General features: G+C 40.3%; 23 protein-coding genes and 1 pseudogene. 6 read left to right on the forward strand and 18 right to left on the reverse strand.

The annotated features are described in order from the left end of the window. Window positions 1-22: 22 nt before the first annotated feature. The 9 genes from accD to IQ226_RS11410 form a co-directional block, all read right to left on the reverse strand. Window positions 23-976 (reverse strand): acetyl-CoA carboxylase, carboxyltransferase subunit beta, encoded by a 954-nt coding sequence (gene accD / locus IQ226_RS11370; RefSeq protein ID WP_193895432.1) that lies wholly within the window; start codon window positions 974-976, stop codon window positions 23-25. Window positions 977-1,226: 250 nt separating this feature from the next. Then, window positions 1,227-2,048, reverse strand: coding sequence for an A24 family peptidase (locus tag IQ226_RS11375; RefSeq protein ID WP_193895433.1), 822 nt, complete (start codon window positions 2,046-2,048; stop codon window positions 1,227-1,229). A gap of 26 nt (window positions 2,049-2,074) precedes the next feature. Next, on the reverse strand, window positions 2,075-2,335 hold the full coding sequence (locus IQ226_RS11380) for a hypothetical protein (protein WP_193895434.1): 261 nt from the start codon (window positions 2,333-2,335) through the stop codon (window positions 2,075-2,077). An 85-nt stretch (window positions 2,336-2,420) separates the two neighbouring features. Then, entirely contained in the window at window positions 2,421-3,515 is a 1,095-nt protein-coding gene (gene leuB, locus IQ226_RS11385; RefSeq protein ID WP_193895436.1) for a 3-isopropylmalate dehydrogenase, read from the reverse strand. A gap of 129 nt (window positions 3,516-3,644) precedes the next feature. After that, window positions 3,645-3,869 carry a DUF167 domain-containing protein gene (locus IQ226_RS11390; RefSeq protein ID WP_193895438.1) on the reverse strand — a complete coding sequence of 75 codons (225 nt, stop codon included), beginning with the start codon at window positions 3,867-3,869 and terminating at the stop codon, window positions 3,645-3,647. Next, window positions 3,847-4,233, reverse strand: coding sequence for a DUF2809 domain-containing protein (locus tag IQ226_RS11395; RefSeq protein WP_193895441.1), 387 nt, complete (start codon window positions 4,231-4,233; stop codon window positions 3,847-3,849). Before IQ226_RS11395 ends, IQ226_RS11390 begins: the two co-directional genes overlap by 23 nt. A gap of 37 nt (window positions 4,234-4,270) precedes the next feature. Continuing rightward, window positions 4,271-4,585 (reverse strand): chromosome segregation ATPase, encoded by a 315-nt coding sequence (locus IQ226_RS11400; protein WP_193895443.1) that lies wholly within the window; start codon window positions 4,583-4,585, stop codon window positions 4,271-4,273. A 117-nt stretch (window positions 4,586-4,702) separates the two neighbouring features. Further along, window positions 4,703-5,890, reverse strand: a complete 1,188-nt coding sequence (locus tag IQ226_RS11405) for a M20 family metallopeptidase (RefSeq protein ID WP_193895445.1) — start codon at window positions 5,888-5,890, stop codon at window positions 4,703-4,705. 491 nt (window positions 5,891-6,381) lie between these two features. Continuing rightward, window positions 6,382-7,359: a putative 2-dehydropantoate 2-reductase gene (locus tag IQ226_RS11410; protein ID WP_193895447.1), complete on the reverse strand. Its 978-nt coding sequence runs from the start codon at window positions 7,357-7,359 to the stop codon at window positions 6,382-6,384. 119 nt (window positions 7,360-7,478) lie between these two features. On the opposite strand from IQ226_RS11410, the gene IQ226_RS11415 reads away from it, so the two are divergent. Next, window positions 7,479-7,880 (forward strand): fasciclin domain-containing protein, encoded by a 402-nt coding sequence (locus IQ226_RS11415; protein ID WP_193895449.1) that lies wholly within the window; start codon window positions 7,479-7,481, stop codon window positions 7,878-7,880. Between the two features lie 237 nt (window positions 7,881-8,117). Then, window positions 8,118-8,447 (forward strand): hypothetical protein, encoded by a 330-nt coding sequence (locus tag IQ226_RS11420; protein WP_193895450.1) that lies wholly within the window; start codon window positions 8,118-8,120, stop codon window positions 8,445-8,447. Between the two features lie 114 nt (window positions 8,448-8,561). On the opposite strand, the gene IQ226_RS11425 is transcribed toward IQ226_RS11420, so the two are convergent. The 7 genes and pseudogenes from IQ226_RS11425 to IQ226_RS11455 form a co-directional block, all read right to left on the reverse strand. Continuing rightward, a complete protein-coding gene (locus IQ226_RS11425) occupies window positions 8,562-8,744 on the reverse strand; it encodes a hypothetical protein (RefSeq protein ID WP_228039378.1) in 183 nt (60 codons plus the stop codon). 396 nt (window positions 8,745-9,140) lie between these two features. After that, window positions 9,141-10,496: a UDP-N-acetylmuramoyl-tripeptide--D-alanyl-D-alanine ligase gene (murF, locus tag IQ226_RS11430; RefSeq protein WP_193895452.1), complete on the reverse strand. Its 1,356-nt coding sequence runs from the start codon at window positions 10,494-10,496 to the stop codon at window positions 9,141-9,143. Between the two features lie 108 nt (window positions 10,497-10,604). After that, window positions 10,605-10,757, reverse strand: a pseudogene (locus tag IQ226_RS11435) (Uma2 family endonuclease); the annotation flags it as partial. A 117-nt stretch (window positions 10,758-10,874) separates the two neighbouring features. Beyond that, window positions 10,875-11,387, reverse strand: coding sequence for a hypothetical protein (locus tag IQ226_RS11440; protein ID WP_193895454.1), 513 nt, complete (start codon window positions 11,385-11,387; stop codon window positions 10,875-10,877). 120 nt (window positions 11,388-11,507) lie between these two features. After that, window positions 11,508-13,046 (reverse strand): AAA family ATPase, encoded by a 1,539-nt coding sequence (locus tag IQ226_RS11445; RefSeq protein WP_193895456.1) that lies wholly within the window; start codon window positions 13,044-13,046, stop codon window positions 11,508-11,510. A gap of 237 nt (window positions 13,047-13,283) precedes the next feature. Further along, entirely contained in the window at window positions 13,284-13,583 is a 300-nt protein-coding gene (rplY, locus tag IQ226_RS11450; RefSeq protein WP_039204609.1) for a 50S ribosomal protein L25, read from the reverse strand. A 105-nt stretch (window positions 13,584-13,688) separates the two neighbouring features. Beyond that, complete coding sequence (locus IQ226_RS11455) at window positions 13,689-15,017, reverse strand: adenylosuccinate synthase (protein WP_193895458.1); 1,329 nt, start codon at window positions 15,015-15,017, stop codon at window positions 13,689-13,691. A gap of 575 nt (window positions 15,018-15,592) precedes the next feature. Here IQ226_RS11455 and dnaJ point away from each other — a divergent pair. The 4 genes from dnaJ to IQ226_RS11475 all read left to right on the forward strand — a co-directional run bounded on the left by dnaJ (window position 15,593) and on the right by IQ226_RS11475 (window position 20,016). Continuing rightward, window positions 15,593-16,732, forward strand: a complete 1,140-nt coding sequence (gene dnaJ, locus IQ226_RS11460) for a molecular chaperone DnaJ (RefSeq protein ID WP_193895460.1) — start codon at window positions 15,593-15,595, stop codon at window positions 16,730-16,732. Further along, window positions 16,729-16,986 (forward strand): sulfurtransferase TusA family protein, encoded by a 258-nt coding sequence (locus tag IQ226_RS11465; RefSeq protein ID WP_193895462.1) that lies wholly within the window; start codon window positions 16,729-16,731, stop codon window positions 16,984-16,986. The genes dnaJ and IQ226_RS11465 overlap by 4 nt, the downstream gene beginning before the upstream one ends. After that, complete coding sequence (gene rsgA / locus IQ226_RS11470; RefSeq protein ID WP_193895464.1) at window positions 16,983-18,134, forward strand: small ribosomal subunit biogenesis GTPase RsgA; 1,152 nt, start codon at window positions 16,983-16,985, stop codon at window positions 18,132-18,134. Before IQ226_RS11465 ends, rsgA begins: the two co-directional genes overlap by 4 nt. A gap of 289 nt (window positions 18,135-18,423) precedes the next feature. Beyond that, complete coding sequence (locus tag IQ226_RS11475) at window positions 18,424-20,016, forward strand: glycoside hydrolase family 57 protein (protein WP_193895466.1); 1,593 nt, start codon at window positions 18,424-18,426, stop codon at window positions 20,014-20,016. Between the two features lie 209 nt (window positions 20,017-20,225). Here the strand turns inward: IQ226_RS11475 and IQ226_RS11480 are convergent, their stop codons facing one another. Further along, window positions 20,226-20,453, reverse strand: a complete 228-nt coding sequence (locus tag IQ226_RS11480; RefSeq protein ID WP_193895468.1) for a photosystem II protein, Psb35-related — start codon at window positions 20,451-20,453, stop codon at window positions 20,226-20,228. Between the two features lie 622 nt (window positions 20,454-21,075). Next, complete coding sequence (locus tag IQ226_RS11485) at window positions 21,076-22,497, reverse strand: NADP-dependent isocitrate dehydrogenase (RefSeq protein ID WP_193895470.1); 1,422 nt, start codon at window positions 22,495-22,497, stop codon at window positions 21,076-21,078. Between the last annotated feature and the right edge of the window lie 136 nt (window positions 22,498-22,633).

Below are 22,633 nucleotides of genomic sequence, written 5' to 3' on the forward strand. Positions count from 1 at the left end.
CTCCCCCACTCCCCCAACTCCCCTACTCAACAGTAGCGGAACTCAATTTCATTGTTTCCCACAAAACCATGTTTGGTGTTGTTGCGGGGATTGGTTGATGGAGGGCAATTAGTTGTGCCAAGGTATTTTTTAATTGTGTCCGGGGGACGATATCATCAACAAATCCGTGTTTAAGTAAGTCTTCGGCGGTTTGAAAATCTTCAGGGAGTTTTTCTCTGAGGGTTTGTTCAATTACCCGTCTACCCGCAAAACCAATTGTTGCTTTGGGTTCGGCGATGATGAGATCACCCAACATGGCGAAACTGGCGGTAACACCTCCGGTAGTGGGGTTGGTTAAAATGGGGATATATAATAGTTTGGAGTCTCGGTGACGTTGGAGGGCGGCGGATATTTTGGCCATTTGCATTAAAGACAACATTCCTTCCTGCATTCTCGCACCGCCGGATGTACAAATGATGACTACAGGATAACGGCGTTGGGTGGCTTGTTCAATCATGCGGGTGAGTTTTTCACCGACGACGGAACCCATGCTTCCACCCATGAAGCGGAAGTCCATGACTCCTAATGCTATGGGTAAGGTGTTAATTTGACCTAATCCGGTTTTGACAGCATCTACCAGTCCTAGTTTTTCTTGTGTTTCTCGTAAGCGATCGCTGTAGGGTTTGCGATCGCGGAATTGCAAGGGATCCGTAGGACGTAAATTTTCATCTAATGGTTTCCAGGTATTAGCATCAATTAATTGGCGAATCCGTTCATCACTATCAACTCGATTATGATGACCACAATCAACGCAAACCATTTGATTAGCTCTTAAATCTTTTGTATAGCTCAGAACACCACACTTAGGGCATTTATGCCATAAACCATCGGCAATTTCCCGTTCTTGGCGTTCTGAGTTGGTGCTGCCCGATTTACGCCGATTTGCGAACCAATCAAATAGAGACTTTAAACCGCGTGATTCTTCGTTGTTTGCCATTTTTATCTTATGTAATTAGGTATTAGGTCAAAATCAGAACTATGATGTGGGTAATTAATTAATGTCTAAACCATGATTTGTGTGATTGTGTTGATTAGTTAATCATAAGAATCATAAGAATCATAGTTAAGACTGCTTAGATATTACCAACATCTCAAATCTCAATGGGGTAATAGCAGCTACAGTCAGGGTGGATACAGGTTTGGGCTGATAAAACCATAAAGATGAAAAAAAGATTTAAAAAATGATGTTAATATCCAGGCAAAAATAATCTCATATAGTGGGACAAAATAGTTTCACCGCAAAAAACAGTGATTACCGCACCTAAAGCTAGGAATGGTCCAAAAGGCATTTTTTGTCCCATTTGGTGACGGGAGAGGATAATTGCGCTCCCACCGATGAATACTCCCAAAATGCAGGATATAAAACCCGCTAGGAGTAAATAACGCCATCCTAACCATGCTCCCATCATAGCAGCTAATTTAGCGTCACCTGCGCCCATGACCGTTTTGCCAAAAGCCATAGAACCTAAAAGGGCGATCGCATCAAACAACCATAAACCTAGAACAGTACCGGCTATTCCGGTCATTAAGCGTTTTGATAAGCCCACCGCAGTCGGTTCTGATAACCAACCAATAGCCATTTGAAAGACTATTCCTAAAATTAAACCCGATTTAGTCAACGGGTTGGGTAGGGTCATTGTATCTAAATCTATGAGAGATAGAGCCAATAACCAGCTACAAAAAGCCCAATAGCCGATGGTGAAAATTGAAAATTGAAAAACCCAAAATACTATTAAAAATATTATCCCTGTTAACGCCTCTATTAATGGATAACGGCGAGAAATCTGAGTCTGGCAATAACGACACCGCCCTTTTAACCACAACCAACCAAAAACTGGGATATTATCATAGGTTTTTAACCTATTTAAGCACTTGGGACAGCGAGAAGGGGGCCACAGCACTGATAACCCAGCCGGTAGCCGATAAACTACAACATTAATAAAACTACCGAGAGATGTCCCCAAGACAAAAACAATGATACTGGCTGGAAGATAAATCAAAATGTCCATATTGTTATTTGTCAGTTGTGAGTTGACTAATACATATAGGACTCAATTTGATTTAACGGGACAAAGCATTCCTGTGGTAACAGCACTGGGTAATGAGTAAAAATCACCTTACCCCGATGAGTTACCCGACTAATTGCTACCCCTGTAGCTTTTCCTACTATTTCTGGATGAACTTCACAGTAGGTGTAGTAAATATGACTAGCGGCTCTAATTACAGTAGGATCAATCAAAGACGGGTGCTTTTTTTGTGAGGTAAAGTTTGCTTGTTCTTGTTGTAAAGCGTACACTATTTGCTTTTATGTAAGTTATAGATTTGCTCTTAGTTTATCTGAAAATTTTCACAATAGATGCCAAAATTTTCAGATTTATCCTTTAACGTGATTTTAGTTGCAGAATTTCCATGAGTGCTGCGCCCATAGCTTGACAACCGACTAGTTTCATTCCTGGGGACATAATATCTCCTGTGCGATAACCTTGTTGTAAAACTTGTAACACACTGTTTTCAATTAAGTCTGCTGCTTCTGGTTGGTTGAAAGCATAACGCAACATCATGGCGGCACTTAAAACCTGTGCTAGAGGGTTGGCTTGATCAAGTCCGGCAATATCTGGGGCTGAACCGTGAACTGGTTCATAGACACCCGGACCATCAGCACCCAAACTGGCGGAAGGTAACATTCCTATACTACCAGTTAACATCGCTGCCGCATCGGAGAGAATATCACCAAAGAGGTTGCCTGTGACAATTGTATCAAATTGTTTGGGAGCGCGAACTAATTGCATGGCAGCGTTATCCACATATAAATGAGATAATTCCACATCAGTATACTCTAAGGAAAGTTGAGTAATTCGTTCTCGCCACAATTGAGATACTTCTAACACATTGGCTTTATCCACAGAACAGAGTTTACCACCCCGTTTTCGCGCTGTTTCAAAGGCTACGCGCCCAATTCGTTCAATTTCCGATTCTGTGTAAACCATCGTATTTACACCACGTTTTTCTCCAGTTTCAGTGGCAAAAATACCTTTGGGTTTACCAAAATAAATTCCACCAGTGAGTTCCCGCACCACCATAATATCTACACCTTCCACAACTTCCCGTTTCAAGGTAGAAGCGTCAATTAATTGGGGAAGAATTTTGGCAGGACGTAAATTAGCAAACAGTTCTAAACCCGCCCGCAGTCCTAATAAACCCGCTTCTGGGCGCAAATTTGAGGGCAGAGAATCCCATTTATAACCACCAATAGCAGCGAGTAAGACGGAATCGCTATGTCGACACATATCTAAGGTGACAGCGGGTAGAGGTTCGCCGGTTGCGTCAATAGCAGCGCCACCAATTAAGGCTGTAGAAAATTCAAAGCTAAGATCAAATCGTTTCCCTACGACTTTTAGCACGTCCACCGCTACGGACATAATTTCAGGACCAATGCCATCGCCAGGAAGTAAGGTAATGCGGTAGTTTTGAGTCATAGTCAAGTTTTGCTGGGTAAATGTTTGTAGATAAAATATCATACCTAGCAATTGTGCCAAATGGCGTGGTTAATTTTATTGGTAATTGGTAATTGGTAATTATAAAAACTATTCCCCAGTCCCTGGTCCCTAAATCCCATCAATTTCAATTAATTTTTGTCGAGATGTTGTCCCAGATTTAATTGAGATAGAGGATTGAGGAACATCAAACTTTTTAGCTAATAGTTTAATTAACTCTTGATTAGCTTTACCATCTACAGGTGGTGATTTGAGATGTACAGTTAAACTACCATCTGCTAATTCCTCAATCTTTTGTTGTTTGGAGTTTGGTTTAACTTTTACTCTTTTTTGCATGATCTATTTCTCGAAGTTTTTCTAAGCACAACCAACCCAAAATAGAACCTAACAGATAATGAGGAAAATCCCACCAAGCGAAAGTAGCACGAATGGCTTCTAATAATGGTGGATGCCAAAGTTGTAAAAATTCAACAATGCAGGTCAGAATAAACACCCAGATAGGAATTTGGATAACGGCTTTTTTACTTCTGAAAAACCCAAAAGCAAATAAACACCAAAATATTTCATAAAATATCGCTGCACCATAATTATTTAACCATTCATGTCCAATTCCTCGATAATATTTAAAGAAAAAACCCATCGCTATAACGATGAGTGTAGAAATGATAATTAACTTGCTTTGTTGACGGTTATGAAGCATTTTTTACAAGTAGGTGATCAGCTATTTGTAGCAAAGTTCACCCAATACCCAACATTCTATTTACCTGTGGTAATGCTAAAGGTTTGCGTTCAATATTTTGGAAACATTCGATTTTTTGAAGTTGTGTACAAGCAGTTTTAAAATTACTGATTTTTAATAAAACAATATCTTGATAAACTGCATCTTGGGGACTTTTTATCTCCATAATCAAATCTTGTAAGTGATTTTGTTCAATAGCTAAATTCAGATATTTTAAAAATACTTCTCTTTTTTTAGAACGGACACCGACTAAATACCAATTATTAGTCGTTTGTTCTGATGAATTTGAATCTTTAGTTTCGATTGGTGGCATGATTGGCAGTGTATTTTTCTTAAATTTATTTAAAGAGCGAATTCTCAACTGTGATGTTTATGATTTGTTTAATTTGTTCCGACTAATTAATCATCGAAATCAAATAAATCATGCAAATCATAGTTCTGAATTTAGCCAATATTTATAAGCTGCATAAGCTAATGTGACTACTCCAGTAATAATAGCAGATTCATCAACTTCAAATTGGGGATGATGCAAGGGATGATTAATTATTCTCCCTTCATAGCCTACACCTAAACGAAACATTGAACCAGGGGCGTGTTCTAAATAAACAGAAAAATCTTCTGCACCTAAAGATGGTTCTGGTAAAATTTGGACACAATTATTAGTCCAAGCTTCTTCTGCCGATGATTGTAATAATTGTGTTAATGCGTTATCATTTTGGACACTAGGTACACCTTGATGATAGTTAACTTGATATTTTGCATTGTAAGAATTACAAACATTAGCAACTATATTTTCAATCCACTGTGGTAGTTTGTCGCGGGTTTCTGGGTGAAGCGATCGCACTGTTCCTAATAATTGGACTTTATCAGCAATCACATTTGGCGCTCTTCCCCCATTAATTTGCCCAATACTCAACACTACGGGACGCAAAGGATTTTGAGTACGGCTAATAGCTTGTTGCAATGATGTAATCACTTGCGCTGCAATCCAAATTGCATCTATGGCTTCATGGGGACGCGCACCATGTCCAGATTCACCAATAATCATAATTTCTAAATTATCTGCTGCGGCTGTCAACGCACCGTAGCGAATACCCACTGAACCCGCAGGAATGGAGGGAAAAACGTGCAACCCTAAAATAGCCGCCACATTATTCATCACTCCATCTTTTACCATCCAATTTGCACCTTGGGCAATTTCTTCGGCAGGTTGAAATAAAAACCGCACCTTTCCACCCAATTCTGGGGCAATTTGGGAAAGTACCATCGCTGTCCCCAAACCTACCGTAGTATGAATATCATGTCCACAGGCGTGCATAACTCCTTCAATTCGAGAAGCATATTCTAAATTTGTGCGCTCTTGAATGGGCAAAGCATCCATATCAGTGCGAATTGCTAAGATCCTATCACTAGGTTGAGTTCCTTGTAATTCACCAATGACACCGGTTTTACCTATGCCTTCTTCTACGTGCAAGCCATTGGCAGACAACACACCTGCAATAAAAGCAGCGGTTTGATATTCTTCGCCACTAAGTTCTGGATGCGCGTGAATATGGCGACGGATTTCGACTAAGCGGGGTGATATGTTTGTTGTTAAGTCTTTGATTCGGTTTAGCATAGCAATAATTTTAATTCATTCACCTTATATTTCAATCTATAGCAATCCTAAATGAAATGTGTTCGCGAAGCGTGCCGTAGGTATCACATCTCTTATTTTCCTACCTCTGTGTCCTCTGTGTCTGGAGTGGTTCGTTAAAAAAACTAGTTCATAACTCAAATAGGAGTCCTATAGAATTTTGACAACTTGAACGGCTACAAGCATTATGACTAATTTTATCGGCTTATCTGCTAATTTTTCAGCATCAAAGAACACAGCCAAATTACTCTTCCTTAGAGGGTGTTTGAAAAGTCTAATTTATTACTGGCAAGGGCGACTAGAAGTCGCGGCTACACAGACAAAACCCACCTTCCTGGGTTCAGAACCCTTAATTTTTCGGCGTTGCTGATTAAGGGTATGAATTTTAGTCTCACGCAAAGGCGAGGCAGCGCGGTCTTGGGGGTTTCCCCCATGAGCGACTGCCGTAGCAAAGACGCACTGAGGTTTGAGCTTTAAAGGTTCAATTTGGGAATTTCATACCTCAATTCAGCAACGCCCTTATTTCTCATATCTAAAAACTTTAATTGTTGATATAAACAACGAATTTGCTGCAAATATACACCTGCTGATTCAGCTTTTCTTAATGGATTACCAAAAATTGCTTCTACTTCTAAAGGACGCTTTTCATCAAAATCAATTTTCATACTGGTGCGGTAGGGTTTCATTTTTGTGGTGTAATCTAACATGGTTTGAACAAAACTTTCAGGAATTATTCTTCCTGTACTTTTTGCCCCTGCGACTACTTCCCACATCAAAGTTTCCACTAACTGACGAGTGTGAATATCCGTCATCAATTCATCTGTTCTGCCATCAAGAATTACAGATAAACCATTATAGGGAATATTCCAGACTAACTTTTTCCAACGTCCTAATAGTAAATCTTCTAATAATTCTATAGATATACCAGCATTTTCAAAATCTGTGGTAACTTCTCGCATTTTTTGAGTAATGCCAGTTAATTGATAATTAGATTTATATTCACCTAAAGTAATTTGTCCATAATCTAAATGATGAATATGTCCTGGTGCAACTCTATTAGAACAGAGAAAACATAACCCCCCAATAATGCTGACATTATTGACAATTTCTGCAATTTCTGACTCTATATCCAATCCATTTTGTAATACCAATACTACTCCGTCATCTTTAACTATTGGTGGTAATAAATTGGGTAAAAGTTGATTTTGGGTAGTTTTTAGTGATATTATTACCACATCACACCGTGGCATCTTGTCTACATTATTATAAGCATTAACTTTGGGGAGGGTGAAGTCACCATTTTTAGACTCAATCATGAGACCGTTTTCCCTTACCTGTTGGTAATCGCTTTTGAGTAAATAGTGAACTTCTAAACCGGATTTTTGGAGTTTTGCGCCATAAAATCCACCTAATGCGCCAGTTCCCAATATGGCATAAGTGCGTTTACTCATTTTATGTATAGAAAAACATTAGTAAAATTATCCAATAATATTTTACCAGAATTTTTATAATAAAACTTAAACATGATTTACTATTTTTGAGAACCTTTGGTAGATATGAGGTAAAGTCAATGGCTGATATTGTTGATATTGCAGTTAGTAGTGATGGGTTTAAAACTTTAGTAGCGGCTGTACAAGCTGCTGGTTTAGTAGAAACATTGAAAAGTCCTGGTCCATTCACCGTGTTCGCACCAACTGATGATGCTTTTGCTAAATTACCCCCTGGCACAATTACAACTTTATTACAAAATCTTCCCCAATTAGCACGCATTCTCACCTATCATGTCGTGCCTGGCAAGTTAACGAAGGCTGATTTGGCAAAACTTGGTACAGTCACTTCTGTGGAAGGTTCTGCGATTAAAATTAATTGTGAAGATGGTTTTGAGGTGAAAAATGCCACAGTTTTAGCGGCAGATATTGATGCTGATAATGGCGTGATTCATGTCATTGATACTGTGATTTTGATGGGTTAATCCGAGAGAGTCTTTTAGCGTTATCGGGGAAACCTTATAGAGACGTTCCTTACAGCGTCTCTCTCATTCATAAATTTAGTTACCAAGGCTAATTCTTTAAAAATTGTTACATAAATGGTGTGATTACTCACTTTTAAGGTACTATGGTACTATGAGTTCAATCATCATATTATTTATAATTATTATTTATAATAAAACTTAATCATAAGAACCTACTACAATCATCCCCAAAAATTAATGTTAGATTTCAACGCCTTAATCGAATTTTCCCGCAATAACTGTATAGGCATTTGTGCCTTTCTTGTTCCAGCCAATATTCTGACAACCTTATTAACAATTGTCCTCACCGTTCTCAATCGTCCTATGGGTCAGGTGTTGATGTCTATAGGATTCGCGTGTACGTTTGCTAGTATTATGATGCTGCACGTTTATACTTGGTTTATGATTGGTGTGGTTATGCCGCCAACTTACATCCTGTTATCCTTAGCAATCACCTGTTTATTGACTAATCTTTTGGTAATTGTCTGGCGGAGAAATTCTCTACAATTGTTTTCTTTTGATAAATAATTACAACAAAAGTCAGCTTTGCATTGAATATTCAGAATAGTAGTAAAAAATAGAAATTACTATTCTGAATATTCAGAATAGCTGTTAATTAACTAACAGCTATTTTTGGTAATCTTAACGGCAGTAACCCCAGCAGCAAGAGTGCTTGTAACCACCATAACCTCTACCATAGCCACCATAACCACCACCAAAAACATCTTGTACTTCCTCGGTAGCTAATTCATTGAGGAAACTAGCAGCATCATTAAATAAATCATAACCGACAGGAAGTAGTGTGGATATTTTGATATTAGCCATGATAATTCCTCCTTTATATATGGTCTTGACATCAAAGGAATGAGATTAGACTTGATATTGACTAACCTTTGTTTTGATTCTTTCAAAGATAATTTATAAATGCAAGACTTTGATATTAATAGATAAGACTTTATTAAATTATTTTTGTCTAGCTGTTAATAGTACAATCGAGGGCGGGGAAACCCCACCCCTACAGGTTTTTCAATTTAATTCCTGTATCTCATTCAAGTGCATACCACTACAGTAAAGATGTTTCATGGAACATTTCTACAAAAGAGTGTGGTTTTTTTATGGATTATATTTCCGAGAAAATGCCGACTTAATTAAGTTTGTTTTGTCTAAACTATAGCAAATAGACAATAGACAACATATTGAAAATACAATTTTCAACTCTTTTTAATTGGTGATTTCTGCCCGTAATTGGTTAACAACTCGATCTAATCCCACCGAATGGGCGGCTTTGAATAATAGGCGATCGCCTGTTTGCATAAATGTTTTTAATCTTGTTACCAAATCAGCATGATTTGTGAAACATTCGCAAGATATATTATCAGCACTATTAGCAATAATTTCTGCATCTTGACCATCAACTAATACCAATAAACCATCTAGATGCAAATTTTTGACCATTTCTCCAACTTTCCGATGAAGTTCTGGGGATCTTTCTCCTAGTTCTTTCATTGCCCCTAAAACCGCAATTTTTCGCTTTCCGGGTGTGTCTGCTAACAACTGCAAAGCTGCTAACATGGCTTCTGGGGCGGCATTATAGGTTTCATCTAAAATCACCACATCATTAGCTAAAGTGAAGCGTTGACTTCTACCTGTGGGCATATTTACCTTAATACCAGATTGTAATAATTGCCAATCAATTTTTAATACCTTGGCTACTGCTAAAGCTGCTAAAAAATTAGTAGCATTATGACGACCGGGTAAAGGTAAAGGTAGATTCTTTCCGGCAACTTCTACAGTTTGATTATCAGTTAATATTCCTTGAATATCGCCACCGGAAAAACCATAACTGATAACTTTACCTTGCCAGAACTTCGCTGCCGTTTCCATTAATAATGGATTATCATAATTAAGAATAGCAATACTATCATTGGGCATGGTTGCTAATAATTCACATTTAGCTTCTGCAATGGCTTGTTCTGAACCAAGTAACTCAATATGTGCCGTGCCTACATTAGTAATTACCCCAATTGTCGGTTTAGCGATTTCTGTCAATTCGGCAATTTGTCCCCTGCCTCGCATCGCCATTTCGATCACAGCAAAGTCATTTTCTCTACCCATTTCTAACAGGGTTCTGGGAACACCTATTTCATTATTAAAATTCCCGTAGGTTTTATGAACTTTGCCTTTTGTGGCTAAAACTGCGGCAATTAATTCTTTAGTTGTGGTTTTCCCGACTGAACCTGTGATGCCAATGACAGGAATAGCAAAGCTTTCGCGCCACCATTTAGCAATTTGTTGATATGCCTTTAAAGTATCTTTAACCCGCAAAACCGGAAAACCGGCATTTTCGTAATGACGATCAACTATTGCAACTATAGCCCCTTGAGCGATCGCTGTGGGTACAAAATCATGTCCGTCAAACTTTTCTCCTCGCAAAGCCAAAAACACTTCCCCTGGTTGCAAAATGCGGGTATCTGTTTGTATCCCAATAGCCAACTGAGCTAAACTAGATACAGATACATTCACAGGTTCAGCTATAAGAACTTCAACTAGTTGAGAGATAGTGATAGAGACTGACATACTGATAAACGATAAGGTATTTTAAAGGTCTTAACCTTATCATTTTTTGTGTCGCGTTGTCATTGAAGATTTATTTTTGTCAATCTACACCACAGATTACTGGACAAATCGCAAGACGGTGAAATTAGCAACCATCCAGATTATTTTCCCCTCTAATAATTCTACCCGTTCACTTGGTTCAAATATTCCTGCTTCAGCCATTCTGTGGTATTCATCAACAGTCCACAGCCGCAATTGTAAGGGTGATTCTGTGGGTTGCATAGTTAATTAAGGTGAATATTTATTCACTATTGTATGATATTTTTTTGTCTGAAATGGCTAACGCCACGCTACTCTATCAGACAATTTAATTTTATAATCCTAATTATCAATTGTTAATTACTTTTCCCAAAAGCGAAAATTGAAAGTTGCAGAGTCCCGACGGAAGCGCCGAGTAGGTTTTCTTTTGCGTCTTTTTGCACTTCTTTCACTCGGCTGTTCTGGATTTATTTCTTCCACAATCTCCTCTGATAATTGTGTTTGTAAGGCCTCCTCACTTCTCCACCAACCAATAATCCAACCTCCACCAACTCCAGCGATCGCACCGAATATAATACTCATAGGGGCTGAATAACCGAGGAAAAGGCAGCCCATCATAAAAAACAACCAATATTTTAATCCAGCATCAATGCCATCATTAGAGGCGACAGTAGCAGGTTCAGAATTACTATCATTAACAGATGTGAACCACCCCAAGGTGACACCACCCATAATGGCTATGAATAGACTGAGAGGAACTGAAGCATTAGCAATTCTGGAGATAATAAATAAAAATAATCCAAATAACAGTTGAGAAAGAAAGTTAGGTGAGGAAGAGAAAATATCGCCTAGTAGATTATTTTTTGGTGCCATAATATTAGGAGTCAGGAGTAGGGGCGGGGTTTCCCCGCCCAGGAGTCAGGAGAAAACGAGAAAACTGTAATTTTGTTAGGGTAAAGCGCAATGCTAAACCCTAAGTTAACTAGACAAAAATTAAATCAGTTTTGATAATTGCGTGTCTAGCGGTTGAGTTGTATCCACAACTGTTATATAAGGTTGTTCGAGATTTGTAAATGGTTGAGATTGCTTGATTTGGGATGCTAATAAATCAGCAGTTGCATCAGCAATATCACCAGTGCGGTTCAGCAATCGTTCTGTGACAACTTCTAACGGTGCGGTACAGTTGATAATATGTACAGGTAATTGATGCTGTGTAGCTTGGGAAATAGCTGCTTCCCGTAAATCCTGGCGATCATATTTGGCATCTAAAATCACAGACCAACCTTGATTAGCCAGGATAATTCCTAATGCTAATAATCGGTTATAGGTTTTTTGGGTCATTTCTGGTGTGTAGATTTCATCCCCACCTTTTTCTAAGAGGGGAATTCTCGCTAAATGCTTACGCACAGCATCAGAACGGAGATGAACTGCGTTGAGTTTCCGCGCCAAATATTTAGCTGTGGTACTTTTACCAGCACCAGATAATCCTGACATTAAAATCAGTTTTCCCTGTTGGGGTTTAGTATATTCCCAGGCTTGACGATAATATGCAGATGCGGTTTTTGCAGATTCTTCTTTGACCGCAGCCGGGATGTTAGGATCATCTAATAAGAAAGAACTTACCTTAGCTCGCACATAGGCTTGACGGCTTAAGTATAAAGGTAATACCTGTAAACCTTCCCAGTCTCCAGTTTGCTCTACGTAGGTATTTAAAAAGGCATTTCCTAATTCTTTCCGTCCTCTGGCTTCAATATCCATGACTGTAAATGCTACGTCATACATGACATCCACAAAGCGGAAAGGCTCATTGAATTCTATACAATCAAATAGCATAATTTTGTCATGCCAAAGAGCAATATTTCTGAGGTGCAAATCGCCGTGACATTCACGAATATAGTTATTGTCAATTCTGCTTTTAAATAGTTCTGGATGTTGGAGAAAGAAGTTGTCTGTATATTGTTTTGTTTCTTCAAATTGTTCTTTGGTTTGAGGACCACCAATATATTTTTCAGCTTGTTGATAATTCTCATCAATTGCTAATCGGACTTGGGAGACTTCTCCAAAACTGCGAATATAATCGTTTGTTTCGGTTTTTGCATGATATTCAGCTACAACTCGTCCCAATTCTTCTAAGTGACTTTCTGGCAAGTTTCCACTGGCAAAAAGTTCACTAAATAGGGTTTCTTGGGGAAATTGACGCATCTTTACTGCATATTCTACGGCTTCTCCTGTGCCACCTAAATGGTATTGTTCACCTACTAAGGTTACGGGGAGAACTTCTAAATATAATTCACCTGCACCTCTTTGATTTAGCCGCAGTTCTTCTTGACAAAAATGGTGTCGTTTTTCTAAGGTGGAAAAGTCTAAAAAACCAAAGTTGGCTGGTTTTTTGAGTTTGTAAGCATAATCCCCGGTGAGGAGGACATAGGAAATATGAGTTTGAATTAGTTGAATTGGTTCTGTTACGGGATGAGGATAAAATCCTGGTTGTAACATTTGTAAGATTAAATTCGGGAGATTGGTTTCTGTCATTTTTATTGGTAATTGGTGATAAATTTCTGGACTGTTCCCTATTCCCTGTTCCCCGTTCCCTACTATAAATAATTTTTCCACAAAAAAACCAGGGTTAACCCTGGTTCTCTTCGTTATTACAGTAGGTGGCGTATTTAGGAGTTACAAAATCTAAATTGAAACCTATACACAAAGCCAGTTTTACTCCTGACTGGGCGCGGGCCCTGCGCCCCTACTTCCTGCTGTATTACCTGAATTTTAGCCTTTAGCGCCAGCAAAAAAACTTAGGTGATAAGGTGTGCCTTTGGCTGGGTGGATCTGAAGTTCGCGGATTACGGTTGTACCAGTCCACTCCAATTCAGGAATGCTGAGTTCGATTTCGGTTTTGTTGGGGGTAACTTGCTTGAGCAGGCGTTCTACAACTTTAGCATCAAGAACGAGAGCAATTGATTCAATTCCTTTGTGACCATACAAGTTGGCGGGAATTAAGCCTGAACGGCGCAAAGCTCTGGGTTTGCTACCTTCGGGACGGGGTTTAGATTCGAGTGCGATCGCCATATAATTTGTTAATTTGTTAATTGTTAGTTATTCGTTGTCTGTTGTCTGTTGTCAGTTATTTTGCTACTAACCAATGACCAATGACCAATGACCAATGACCAATGACTAAACAGGTGTACCGTTGGGTTGCAACAGTGCGCGTTTGGGACCGTGAATCGGGTCTTCGACAATGATAGTTTGATCACGACTTGCTCCCAAGGAAACAATTGCGATCGGCACTTTCATTAATTCTGCTAAGAATTTCAGATAGTCCAGTGCTTTTTGTGGCAACTCTTCCAGGGTACGACAGTGACTTGTTGAAACTTGCCATCCTGGTACAGTTTTGTAGATGGGACGACAACGAGCGAACTGACGAGCGCTGGTGGGGAAGTCTTCGCAGCGTTCACCATCAATTTCATAAGCCACACAAACATTGATTTCCTCTAATTCATCGAGAACATCTAGTTTGGTAAGTGCCATGCAATCCATCCCGTTAATACGGACTGCATAACGCCCGATAACCGCATCAAACCAACCACAGCGACGTTTGCGCCCTGTAGTTGTGCCAAATTCTGCACCGCGATCGCCTAGCAAGTTCCCAATTTCGCCATTTAGTTCTGTGGGGAATGGACCTTCTCCCACTCTTGTAGTATAGGCTTTGGATACACCAATTACCCGATCTATCATTGTCGGCCCTAATCCACTACCAACGCAAGCCCCCCCAGCGACTGGGTTGGAGGATGTGACGTAGGGATAAGTTCCATGATCCAGGTCAAGTAATGTCCCTTGTGCGCCTTCAAACAAAATATTTCGTCGCCGTAAAACTGCATCGTAGATTTTCAACGATGTATCAACGACAAAAGGACGCAAGCGTTCTGCATAACCTAAATACTCCTCAATCACTGCTTGTGGATTCAAGGGCGGTAGATTGTACAGCTTTTCTAAAATGGTATTTTTATAGTTTATCGTCCGTTCCAACTGCTCACGCAGGTCATCGGTGTCCATCAGGTCTAACATCCTGATGCCTGTACGTTCTGATTTATCCGCGTAGGTCGGACCAATGCCTCTACCTGTTGTGCCGATTTTATGATTTCCCCGAACTTCCTCGGATGCCTTGTCAATCATGCGATGATAGGGCATGGTGACATGAGCCGTCTGAGATATCAGCAGATTAGCCGTAGAAATATTTAATTGTTCTAGTTGTTCGAGTTCTTTGATCAAAACCTGTGGATCTATGACTGTGCCACAGCCAATGATACATTCAGTTTTTGGATACAAAATACCAGAGGGGATTAAGTGCAGCTTAAACGTCTGACCTTGGACTACGATTGTATGCCCAGCGTTAACTCCCCCTTGATAACGTACCACCACGTCTGCGGAGCGGCTGAGTAAGTCAGTTATTTTACCTTTTCCTTCATCGCCCCACTGGGCACCTATGACAATGACGTTAGCCAAGAGATTATATTAAAGGGTAAAGTTTCCACAAATTACAATTATTAGCAGATTTCATGTCTTTTGTCAAGAAATTTGTCAACCTGCTAAATATCTGCTCAACAGAGCCATAGAGTAGTACCATATACATAACCAAAAGTATAGGTTGGGTTTTCCACATTTAAGAGGACGGTTAGTACCTATAATCAATGGGTGGGTTTTTCCACACTTCGATAGCACAATAATAAAAAGTTAATCAAAAGTATCATCAGTAGTAAATGCTATGACTTGATACAAGTTGTGCTTATGAACAGCAGAAAAGTCCCAGACGAAAACCAGGTCTAGGATTAATATGGATAGATTTACTCTTTTTTTTCCAGACGCTTAAGCAAACACCGCAGGTATAGGCTAAAATCATTGTTGTGGACAATAACGCCAAAAAATAATAATTATTCACAAAAATTAAAAAAGAGCATGACTAACGCTAATCCACGCTATTTGCACTCCTAAATGTCTGTATTCTTGTTAAAGTGTTACCTTGAACCTATTAGCTAGTATCTTCTGTACTTCTGCTCCCTTCTAAATTTTAACCTTGCTATATGGCCCGAGACTATTATGAAACCCTGGGTGTCTCTCGTGACGCCGACAAAGAAGAGATTAAACAGGCTTATCGCCGCCTAGCCCGAAAGTATCACCCAGATGTAAATAAAGAATCTGGGGCTGAGGAACGATTTAAGGAAATTAACCGCGCTTACGAAGTGCTATCCGAGCCAGAAGTTCGCGCTCGTTACGACCGCTTTGGTGAAGCAGGTGTTTCTGGTGCTGCTGGGGCTGGGGCTGGTTTCCAAGATATGGGTGACATGGGTGGTTTTGCCGATATCTTTGAAAGCATTTTCAGCGGCTTTGCCGGCGGTCCAGGTGGACAACCCCAACAGAGACGGCGCAGTGGACCAGTCCGAGGCGATGATCTGCGCTTAGACCTGAAATTAGATTTTCGGGAAGCGGTATTTGGTGGAGAAAAGGAAATTCGGATTTCCCATTTAGAAACCTGTGAAGTTTGTAGTGGTTCTGGGGCTAAATCAGGAACTCGTCCCCGGACTTGTAGCACCTGTAGCGGTTCCGGTCAAGTTAGACGGGTAACGAGAACTCCTTTTGGTAGCTTTACCCAAGTATCAACTTGTCCCACCTGTGATGGCACAGGAACGGTGGTGGAAGATAAATGTGATGCTTGTGATGGTAAGGGCGCAAATCAGGTAACAAAGAAACTGAAAATTAATGTTCCTGCTGGTGTGGACAATGGCACAAGACTACGGATTTCCCAAGAGGGAGATGCGGGTCAGCGGAACGGGCCTCCAGGTGATTTATACGTTTATTTGTTTGTCAATGAAGATGAAGAATTTCATCGTGAGGGCATTAATATTAACTCGGAAATTAAAATTAGCTACTTGCAAGCGATTTTAGGTTGTCGGTTAGAGGTAAATACGGTAGATGGACTGGTGGAATTAATTATTCCCGCTGGAACTCAACCGAATACAATCATGAAATTAGAAAATCGTGGTGTTCCCCGTCTGGGTAATCCTGTGAGTCGCGGTGATCATCTGTTGACGGTGTTAATTGATATTCCTACGAAAATCATCCCAGAGGAGCGAGAACTACTGGAGAAACTGGCTAAAATTAAGGGAGACAGAACTGGTAAGGGTGGTTTAGAAGGATTCTTAGGAGGCTTGTTTAAATCATGAGTGGGTCTTCTGTATTCACCCCTGACGCTCAACTCGATTTACGTGGTACTCCTTGCCCGATTAATTTTGTGCGGACAAAACTATTTCTGGAAAAGATGCCTCCTGGCGATTTGTTGGAAGTCTGGTTAGATCCAGGTGAACCGATAGAACAAGTTCCTGATAGTCTAACAATGGCTGGTTATCAAGTGGAACAAATTACAGATTGTACTGGCTATTTTTCCCTGGTTATCCGTCGTCCGGTTACTGTGGCATGACAGGGGAAAATATTTCTACTAAACAGTTATTGGGTACGGTGTTAGCTGTACAGGCGAATTTTTATCGAGTACAGATGGATGAAGTAGAAGGAGTCAGGAGTTCAGAAATAATAGTGGAAAGTTCTTCTTCCCCTTCTTCGCTGTCACCTGTTCCCTGTCACCTGTCACCTTCTTACCCTATTCTCCTCTGCACAAGAAGGACGCGCTTAAAAAAGATTGGTCAGCAGGTGATGGTGGGCGATCGCGTGGTTGTTGAAGAACCCGATTGGGCTGGGGGACGGGGGGCTGTGGGTGAGGTTTTACCGCGTCATAGTGAATTAAATCGCCCAGCGATCGCTAATGTCAATCAAATTCTCCTGGTTTTTGCGGTGGCTGACCCGCCTTTAGAACCTATTCAATTGAGTAGATTTTTAATTAAGGCTGAGTCTACAGGGGTTGATGTGCTGTTATGTTTGAATAAATGTGATTTAGTTTCTTTAGAAGAAAAACAGCAAATTAGCGATCGCTTACTGGCTTGGGGTTATCAACCTTTATTTATTAGCGTTCAAAATAGCATTAATATTGACCAAGTAGCTGAATATTTGCAGGATAAGATTACGGTGATTGCTGGACCTTCTGGTGTGGGGAAATCTAGCTTGATTAATAGTTTGATTCCCGATATCAACCTGCGCGTGGGGGAAGTTTCCGGTAAATTAGCTCGCGGTCGCCATACCACCCGTCATGTAGAATTATTTAAAATGCCTACAGGTGGTTTATTAGCAGATACTCCCGGTTTTAATCAGCCAGATTTAGATTGTAGTCCCGAAGAATTAATTCACTATTTCCCAGAAGCAAGAGTTCGCCTAGCTGCGGCTCATTGTCGCTTTAGTGATTGTATCCATAAAGATGAACCGGACTGTGCTGTGAGTGGCGACTGGGAACGATATCAGCATTATTTAGAATTTTTGGCTGATGCGATCGCTCATCAAATCCATATTAACCAACAAGCCGACCCCGAATCAAGTCTGAAATTAATATCTAAAGGTAAAGGTCAAAGTCAATACGAACCAAAATTAGAAAGTAAAAAATATCGGCGAATTTCCCGTAAAACCCAATTACAGGATTTACAGAATTTATATCAAGATAGTGAGGAAGAAGGTGACAGGTGACAGGTTACAGGTGCTACGCCACGGGGACAGGTGACAGGTTACAGGTGCTACGCCACGGGGACAGGTGACAGGTTACAGGTGCTACGCCACGGGGACAGGTGACAGGTTACAGGTGCTACGCCACGGGGACAGGAGAAATTTCTATCTTCTTCCTGACTCCTGACTCGTGACTCCGAACTCCGAACTCCTGACTTATAATAAAATGATCCATATAGTCTTAAAATATTCTTAATTTCCCCACACAGACTTTTTTGTCTGTAATCTCCAAATACCACACAGAAAAAATATTATGGCTATAGGCTACGTCGCGCTTGTACTTCATGCACATCTGCCCTTCGTTCGTCACCCCGGAAGTGACTATGTGCTAGAAGAAGAATGGCTATATGAAGCAATTACTGAAACTTACATTCCTTTATTAAAAGTATTTGAAGGCTTAAAACGAGATGGTGTTGATTTCAAACTCACCATGAGTATGACTCCGCCTTTGATTTCTATGCTTCGTGATCCTTTGTTGCAGGAACGCTATGATGCTCACTTAGCTCAATTGGAAGAGCTTATAGAACTAGAATCCGAACGCAATGTCCATAATGGTCATATTCGATATTTAGCAGAACATTATGCAACTGAGTTTAATGAAGCGCGGGAGTTATGGGAACATTATGACGGTGATTTAGTTACAGCATTTAAACAGTTCCAAGATAGTAATAACTTAGAAATTATTACCTGCGGTGCTACTCACGGCTACTTACCATTAATGAAAATGTATCCCCAAGCTGTGTGGGCGCAAATTCAGGTAGCTTGTGAACATTACGAAGAAACTTTTGGACAACCCCCTAGAGGGATTTGGTTGCCAGAATGTGCCTATTATGAAGGCGTGGAAAGAATGCTGGCGGATGCTGGGTTACGTTATTTCCTCACTGATGGTCATGGTATTTTATACGCTCGTCCCCGTCCTCGTTTCGGTAGTTATGCCCCAATTTTTACAGAACCTGGTGTAGCTGCTTTTGGTCGAGATCATGAATCTTCGCAACAAGTATGGTCTTCTGAGGTAGGTTATCCTGGTGCAGCCGAATATCGGGAATTTTATAAAGACCTGGGTTGGGAAGCTGAATATGAATATATTAAGCCCTATATCATGCCTAATGGTCAGCGTAAAAATACTGGCATTAAGTATCATAAAATTACTGGTAGAGGCTTAGGTCTTGCGGACAAAGCTCTATATGATCCTTACTGGGCAAGGGAAAAAGCGGCAGAACATGCTGCTAACTTTATGTATAATCGTGAGCAGCAAACTGGTCACTTACACAATATCATGGGTCGTCCGCCAATTATTGTTTCTCCTTATGATGCGGAGTTGTTTGGTCATTGGTGGTATGAAGGTCCTTGGTTCATTGATTACCTGTTTCGGAAGTCATGGTATGACCAAAAAACTTATGAAATGACCCATTTAGCCGATTATCTACGAGCTAATCCGAATCAGCAGGTATGTCGTCCGGCTCAGTCGAGTTGGGGCTTTAAGGGTTTCCATGAATATTGGTTGAATGATACCAATGCTTGGGTTTACCCACACTTACACAAAGCTGCGGAACGGATGATTGAAATTTCTCAAATTGAAGCCGAAGATGAGTTACAGGAAAAAGCACTTAACCAAGCCGCGCGAGAATTGTTACTAGCACAATCTTCTGACTGGGCGTTTATTATGCGGACAGGAACAATGGTTCCCTATGCAGTGAGAAGAACAAGGTCACATTTAATGCGGTTTAATAAACTATATGAAGACGTGAAAGTGGGTAAAGTTGATAGTGGTTGGCTGGAAAAAGTCGAATCAATGGATAATATTTTCCCCAATATTAATTATCGCGTTTATCGTCCAGCATTTTAATTACAGCAGGAGTCAGGAGTCAGGAGTGAGAAAGAAGGAAGAAGAACGAAGAAGTAAAACCAGTGTGACACTTGATAGCGTAGCGTGGCAGTAGCCATTTTTTTGGTTTAAATTTCGGACTTCATTTACCGGATCTAAAAAAAGCAAAACCCCCAGAATTGTGACTGGGGGTTATTTTTATATACATCTTGTCAAATTGCTACTAAATACTATTGGGGTAAGTTACGGCTGTTGTAAGCATCAATAGCATAGGCGGGTGTGCGTTGGGTATAGTCTATATCTACGCCAGTAATAGATTTAGCCAAAGCTGCAAATTTGTCAGAAGCCCAGTTACGTTCGTGAATGGGTTTGCTTTGTTCACCCATGAAGTAAGCGAGAGAACCGATAACGGAAACTGCTACCCAGCCAACAACCAATAGAGAAATTAAAATAGCCATTCGAGAACCTCGTTTTTTACTTTTGTAACCTTATGTGAACAAATATAACAGATTGTTAACAGAGCTTGCAAATTATTTTCTGGTGTGTATGCCCATCAAAGAGGTGAGGTATTCCTCACTGTAATAATTTTGTAACAAACCGCACTAATACAAGAAATGGTGAGAAAATCATGTGGGTATTCCCAAGATGGGAAAGCAGGTATTTGTAGCAATACCTCTAAGATACAAGGTTGGGTTGTGGAACGTAAACGTTCGCGAAGCAATAGCATGAAATCCAACAAATGCGTTGGGTTGCGCTGTCGCTTAACCCAACAAAGCAGAAAATAGACAAGGTATTGACCTTTAATCCTGATTTAAAGAATTTTCAAACCGCTATATATATGCGCGGACATATTTCTAGACATAACATCATCGTACCCAAAACTCGGAACACTGTCAAGCCCCCTGGCTGAAATCACCAAAAATCGTTAAATTATTGATAAAATTCTCAATAATAATGAGAATAGACCCTAATAATTGAGAAAGTTCTTTCTTCCAAAAATCCCATACAAATAACTTATATCCCAATCAAATTACAATATCCCCGACTTATTTAAGAAATCGGGGATCTAAATACCGGAAATTAACCGAAATGTTTGATAATCGCCTCAGCAAATTCAGAACACTTTAATGGTTGTACAGGTGGTTCCATTAACCGCGCTAAGTCATAAGTAACTTGACCATTAGCGATCGCATCACCTAAGCCTTTTTTAATTAAATCTGCGGCTTCTTGCCAACCCATATATTCCAGCATCATCACACCGGAAAGAATCACCGAACCGGGGTTAATTTTATCCAGCCCAGCGTGCTTTGGTGCTGTCCCATGAGTAGCTTCAAAAATCGCGCAGGAGTCGCCAATATTTGCCCCTGGACCCATGCCTAAACCGCCAACAATAGCAGCAGCAGCATCGGATAAATAATCACCGTTCAGGTTCATTGTCGCCAGAATAGAATACTCATCTGGTCGAGTTTGGATTTGTTGAAAGATACTATCAGCAATGCGATCATTGACCATGATTTTCTCTTTCCATTTACCGTTTCCGTGACTGTCCCAAATTGTATTGATAACGGTTTCTACTTCCTGGACAATTTGGGCTTTTTTCTCTGGAGTCAGAGAATCAAAACCAGGATCAATTTCATGGGCATTTTCTTCTGAAGAAATATGGGGATTTTTTTCCTTATTACCCAAAATCCAAGATTCCCGTTCTGTCACGCACTCTTGACGAAATTCCCTGGTTGCTAATTCATAACCCCAATCCCGGAAAGCGCCTTCTGTGTATTTCATGATATTGCCTTTATGCACCAAGGTGACTTGTTGCTTATTTTTGGGCAATGACAAAGCCTGCTTAATGGCACGTCTGACTAAACGTTGAGAACCGGTTTTGCTGATGGGTTTGATACCAATACCAGCGTCGAGGGGAATTTGTTTTTTGCCGTGTTCTGGGGTAGCGGGTATCAATTCCTCATTCAAGAATTTTATCAGGCGATCGCCAATGGAACTACCTTGCTTCCACTCAATCCCCAAATAAATATCTTCCGTATTTTCCCGATAAACAATCACATCCAATTTTTCAGGAGTTTTGTGGGGAGAAGGTGTTCCAGCGTAATATCGGCAAGGACGCACACAAGTATAAAGATCAAAAATTTGGCGTAATGCCACATTTAAAGACCGAATCCCCCCACCAACAGGAGTAGTCAAAGGCCCCTTAATGGCTATGCCATATTCTTTAATCGCCGTCAATGTATCCTGAGGTAAATACTGGTATGTTCCGTATAGATCACAGGCTTCATCACCAGCATAAACCCGAAACCAGCTAATTTTTCTTTTACCTTTGTATGCCTTAGCGATCGCCGCATCCAGCACCTTTTCCGTCGCCGGCCAAATATCTATCCCCGTACCATCACCGCGAATAAAAGGAATAATCGGATTTTCAGGAACAACCGGTTCACCATTTTTGAAGGTAATTTTCGCACCAGTGGTGGGAGGAGTAATCTTTTCGTACATAATTCACACATTCCAAATAGAAGAAATTCACCGAGTAGGGGCGGGGTTTCCCCGCCCAATGGGGTTTCCCCGCCCAATGGAGTTAGAAGTCATAATTACCGTAACCCCTGGATTCTCTGACCCCTTAGCTGATAAA

The organism is Dolichospermum sp. LEGE 00240 (assembly GCF_015207875.1).
In the GTDB taxonomy this organism is placed as follows: domain Bacteria; phylum Cyanobacteriota; class Cyanobacteriia; order Cyanobacteriales; family Nostocaceae; genus Dolichospermum; species Dolichospermum gracile.

Excerpts from the sequence above, each read along its gene's own strand:
- accD (WP_193895432.1), bottom strand. The coding sequence starts at position 976 with ATGGCAAACAACGAAGAATCACGCGGTTTAAAGTCTCTATTTGATTGG.
- IQ226_RS11375 (WP_193895433.1), bottom strand. The coding sequence starts at position 2,048 with ATGGACATTTTGATTTATCTTCCAGCCAGTATCATTGTTTTTGTCTTG.
- leuB (WP_193895436.1), bottom strand. The coding sequence starts at position 3,515 with ATGACTCAAAACTACCGCATTACCTTACTTCCTGGCGATGGCATTGGT.
- IQ226_RS11390 (WP_193895438.1), bottom strand. The coding sequence starts at position 3,869 with ATGCAAAAAAGAGTAAAAGTTAAACCAAACTCCAAACAACAAAAGATT.
- IQ226_RS11395 (WP_193895441.1), bottom strand. The coding sequence starts at position 4,233 with ATGCTTCATAACCGTCAACAAAGCAAGTTAATTATCATTTCTACACTC.
- IQ226_RS11400 (WP_193895443.1), bottom strand. The coding sequence starts at position 4,585 with ATGCCACCAATCGAAACTAAAGATTCAAATTCATCAGAACAAACGACT.
- IQ226_RS11405 (WP_193895445.1), bottom strand. The coding sequence starts at position 5,890 with ATGCTAAACCGAATCAAAGACTTAACAACAAACATATCACCCCGCTTA.
- IQ226_RS11410 (WP_193895447.1), bottom strand. The coding sequence starts at position 7,359 with ATGAGTAAACGCACTTATGCCATATTGGGAACTGGCGCATTAGGTGGA.
- IQ226_RS11415 (WP_193895449.1), top strand. The coding sequence starts at position 7,479 with ATGGCTGATATTGTTGATATTGCAGTTAGTAGTGATGGGTTTAAAACT.
- IQ226_RS11420 (WP_193895450.1), top strand. The coding sequence starts at position 8,118 with ATGTTAGATTTCAACGCCTTAATCGAATTTTCCCGCAATAACTGTATA.
- IQ226_RS11425 (WP_228039378.1), bottom strand. The coding sequence starts at position 8,744 with ATGGCTAATATCAAAATATCCACACTACTTCCTGTCGGTTATGATTTA.
- murF (WP_193895452.1), bottom strand. The coding sequence starts at position 10,496 with ATGTCAGTCTCTATCACTATCTCTCAACTAGTTGAAGTTCTTATAGCT.
- IQ226_RS11440 (WP_193895454.1), bottom strand. The coding sequence starts at position 11,387 with ATGGCACCAAAAAATAATCTACTAGGCGATATTTTCTCTTCCTCACCT.
- IQ226_RS11445 (WP_193895456.1), bottom strand. The coding sequence starts at position 13,046 with ATGACAGAAACCAATCTCCCGAATTTAATCTTACAAATGTTACAACCA.
- rplY (WP_039204609.1), bottom strand. The coding sequence starts at position 13,583 with ATGGCGATCGCACTCGAATCTAAACCCCGTCCCGAAGGTAGCAAACCC.
- dnaJ (WP_193895460.1), top strand. The coding sequence starts at position 15,593 with ATGGCCCGAGACTATTATGAAACCCTGGGTGTCTCTCGTGACGCCGAC.
- IQ226_RS11465 (WP_193895462.1), top strand. The coding sequence starts at position 16,729 with ATGAGTGGGTCTTCTGTATTCACCCCTGACGCTCAACTCGATTTACGT.
- rsgA (WP_193895464.1), top strand. The coding sequence starts at position 16,983 with ATGACAGGGGAAAATATTTCTACTAAACAGTTATTGGGTACGGTGTTA.
- IQ226_RS11475 (WP_193895466.1), top strand. The coding sequence starts at position 18,424 with ATGGCTATAGGCTACGTCGCGCTTGTACTTCATGCACATCTGCCCTTC.
- IQ226_RS11480 (WP_193895468.1), bottom strand. The coding sequence starts at position 20,453 with ATGGCTATTTTAATTTCTCTATTGGTTGTTGGCTGGGTAGCAGTTTCC.
- IQ226_RS11485 (WP_193895470.1), bottom strand. The coding sequence starts at position 22,497 with ATGTACGAAAAGATTACTCCTCCCACCACTGGTGCGAAAATTACCTTC.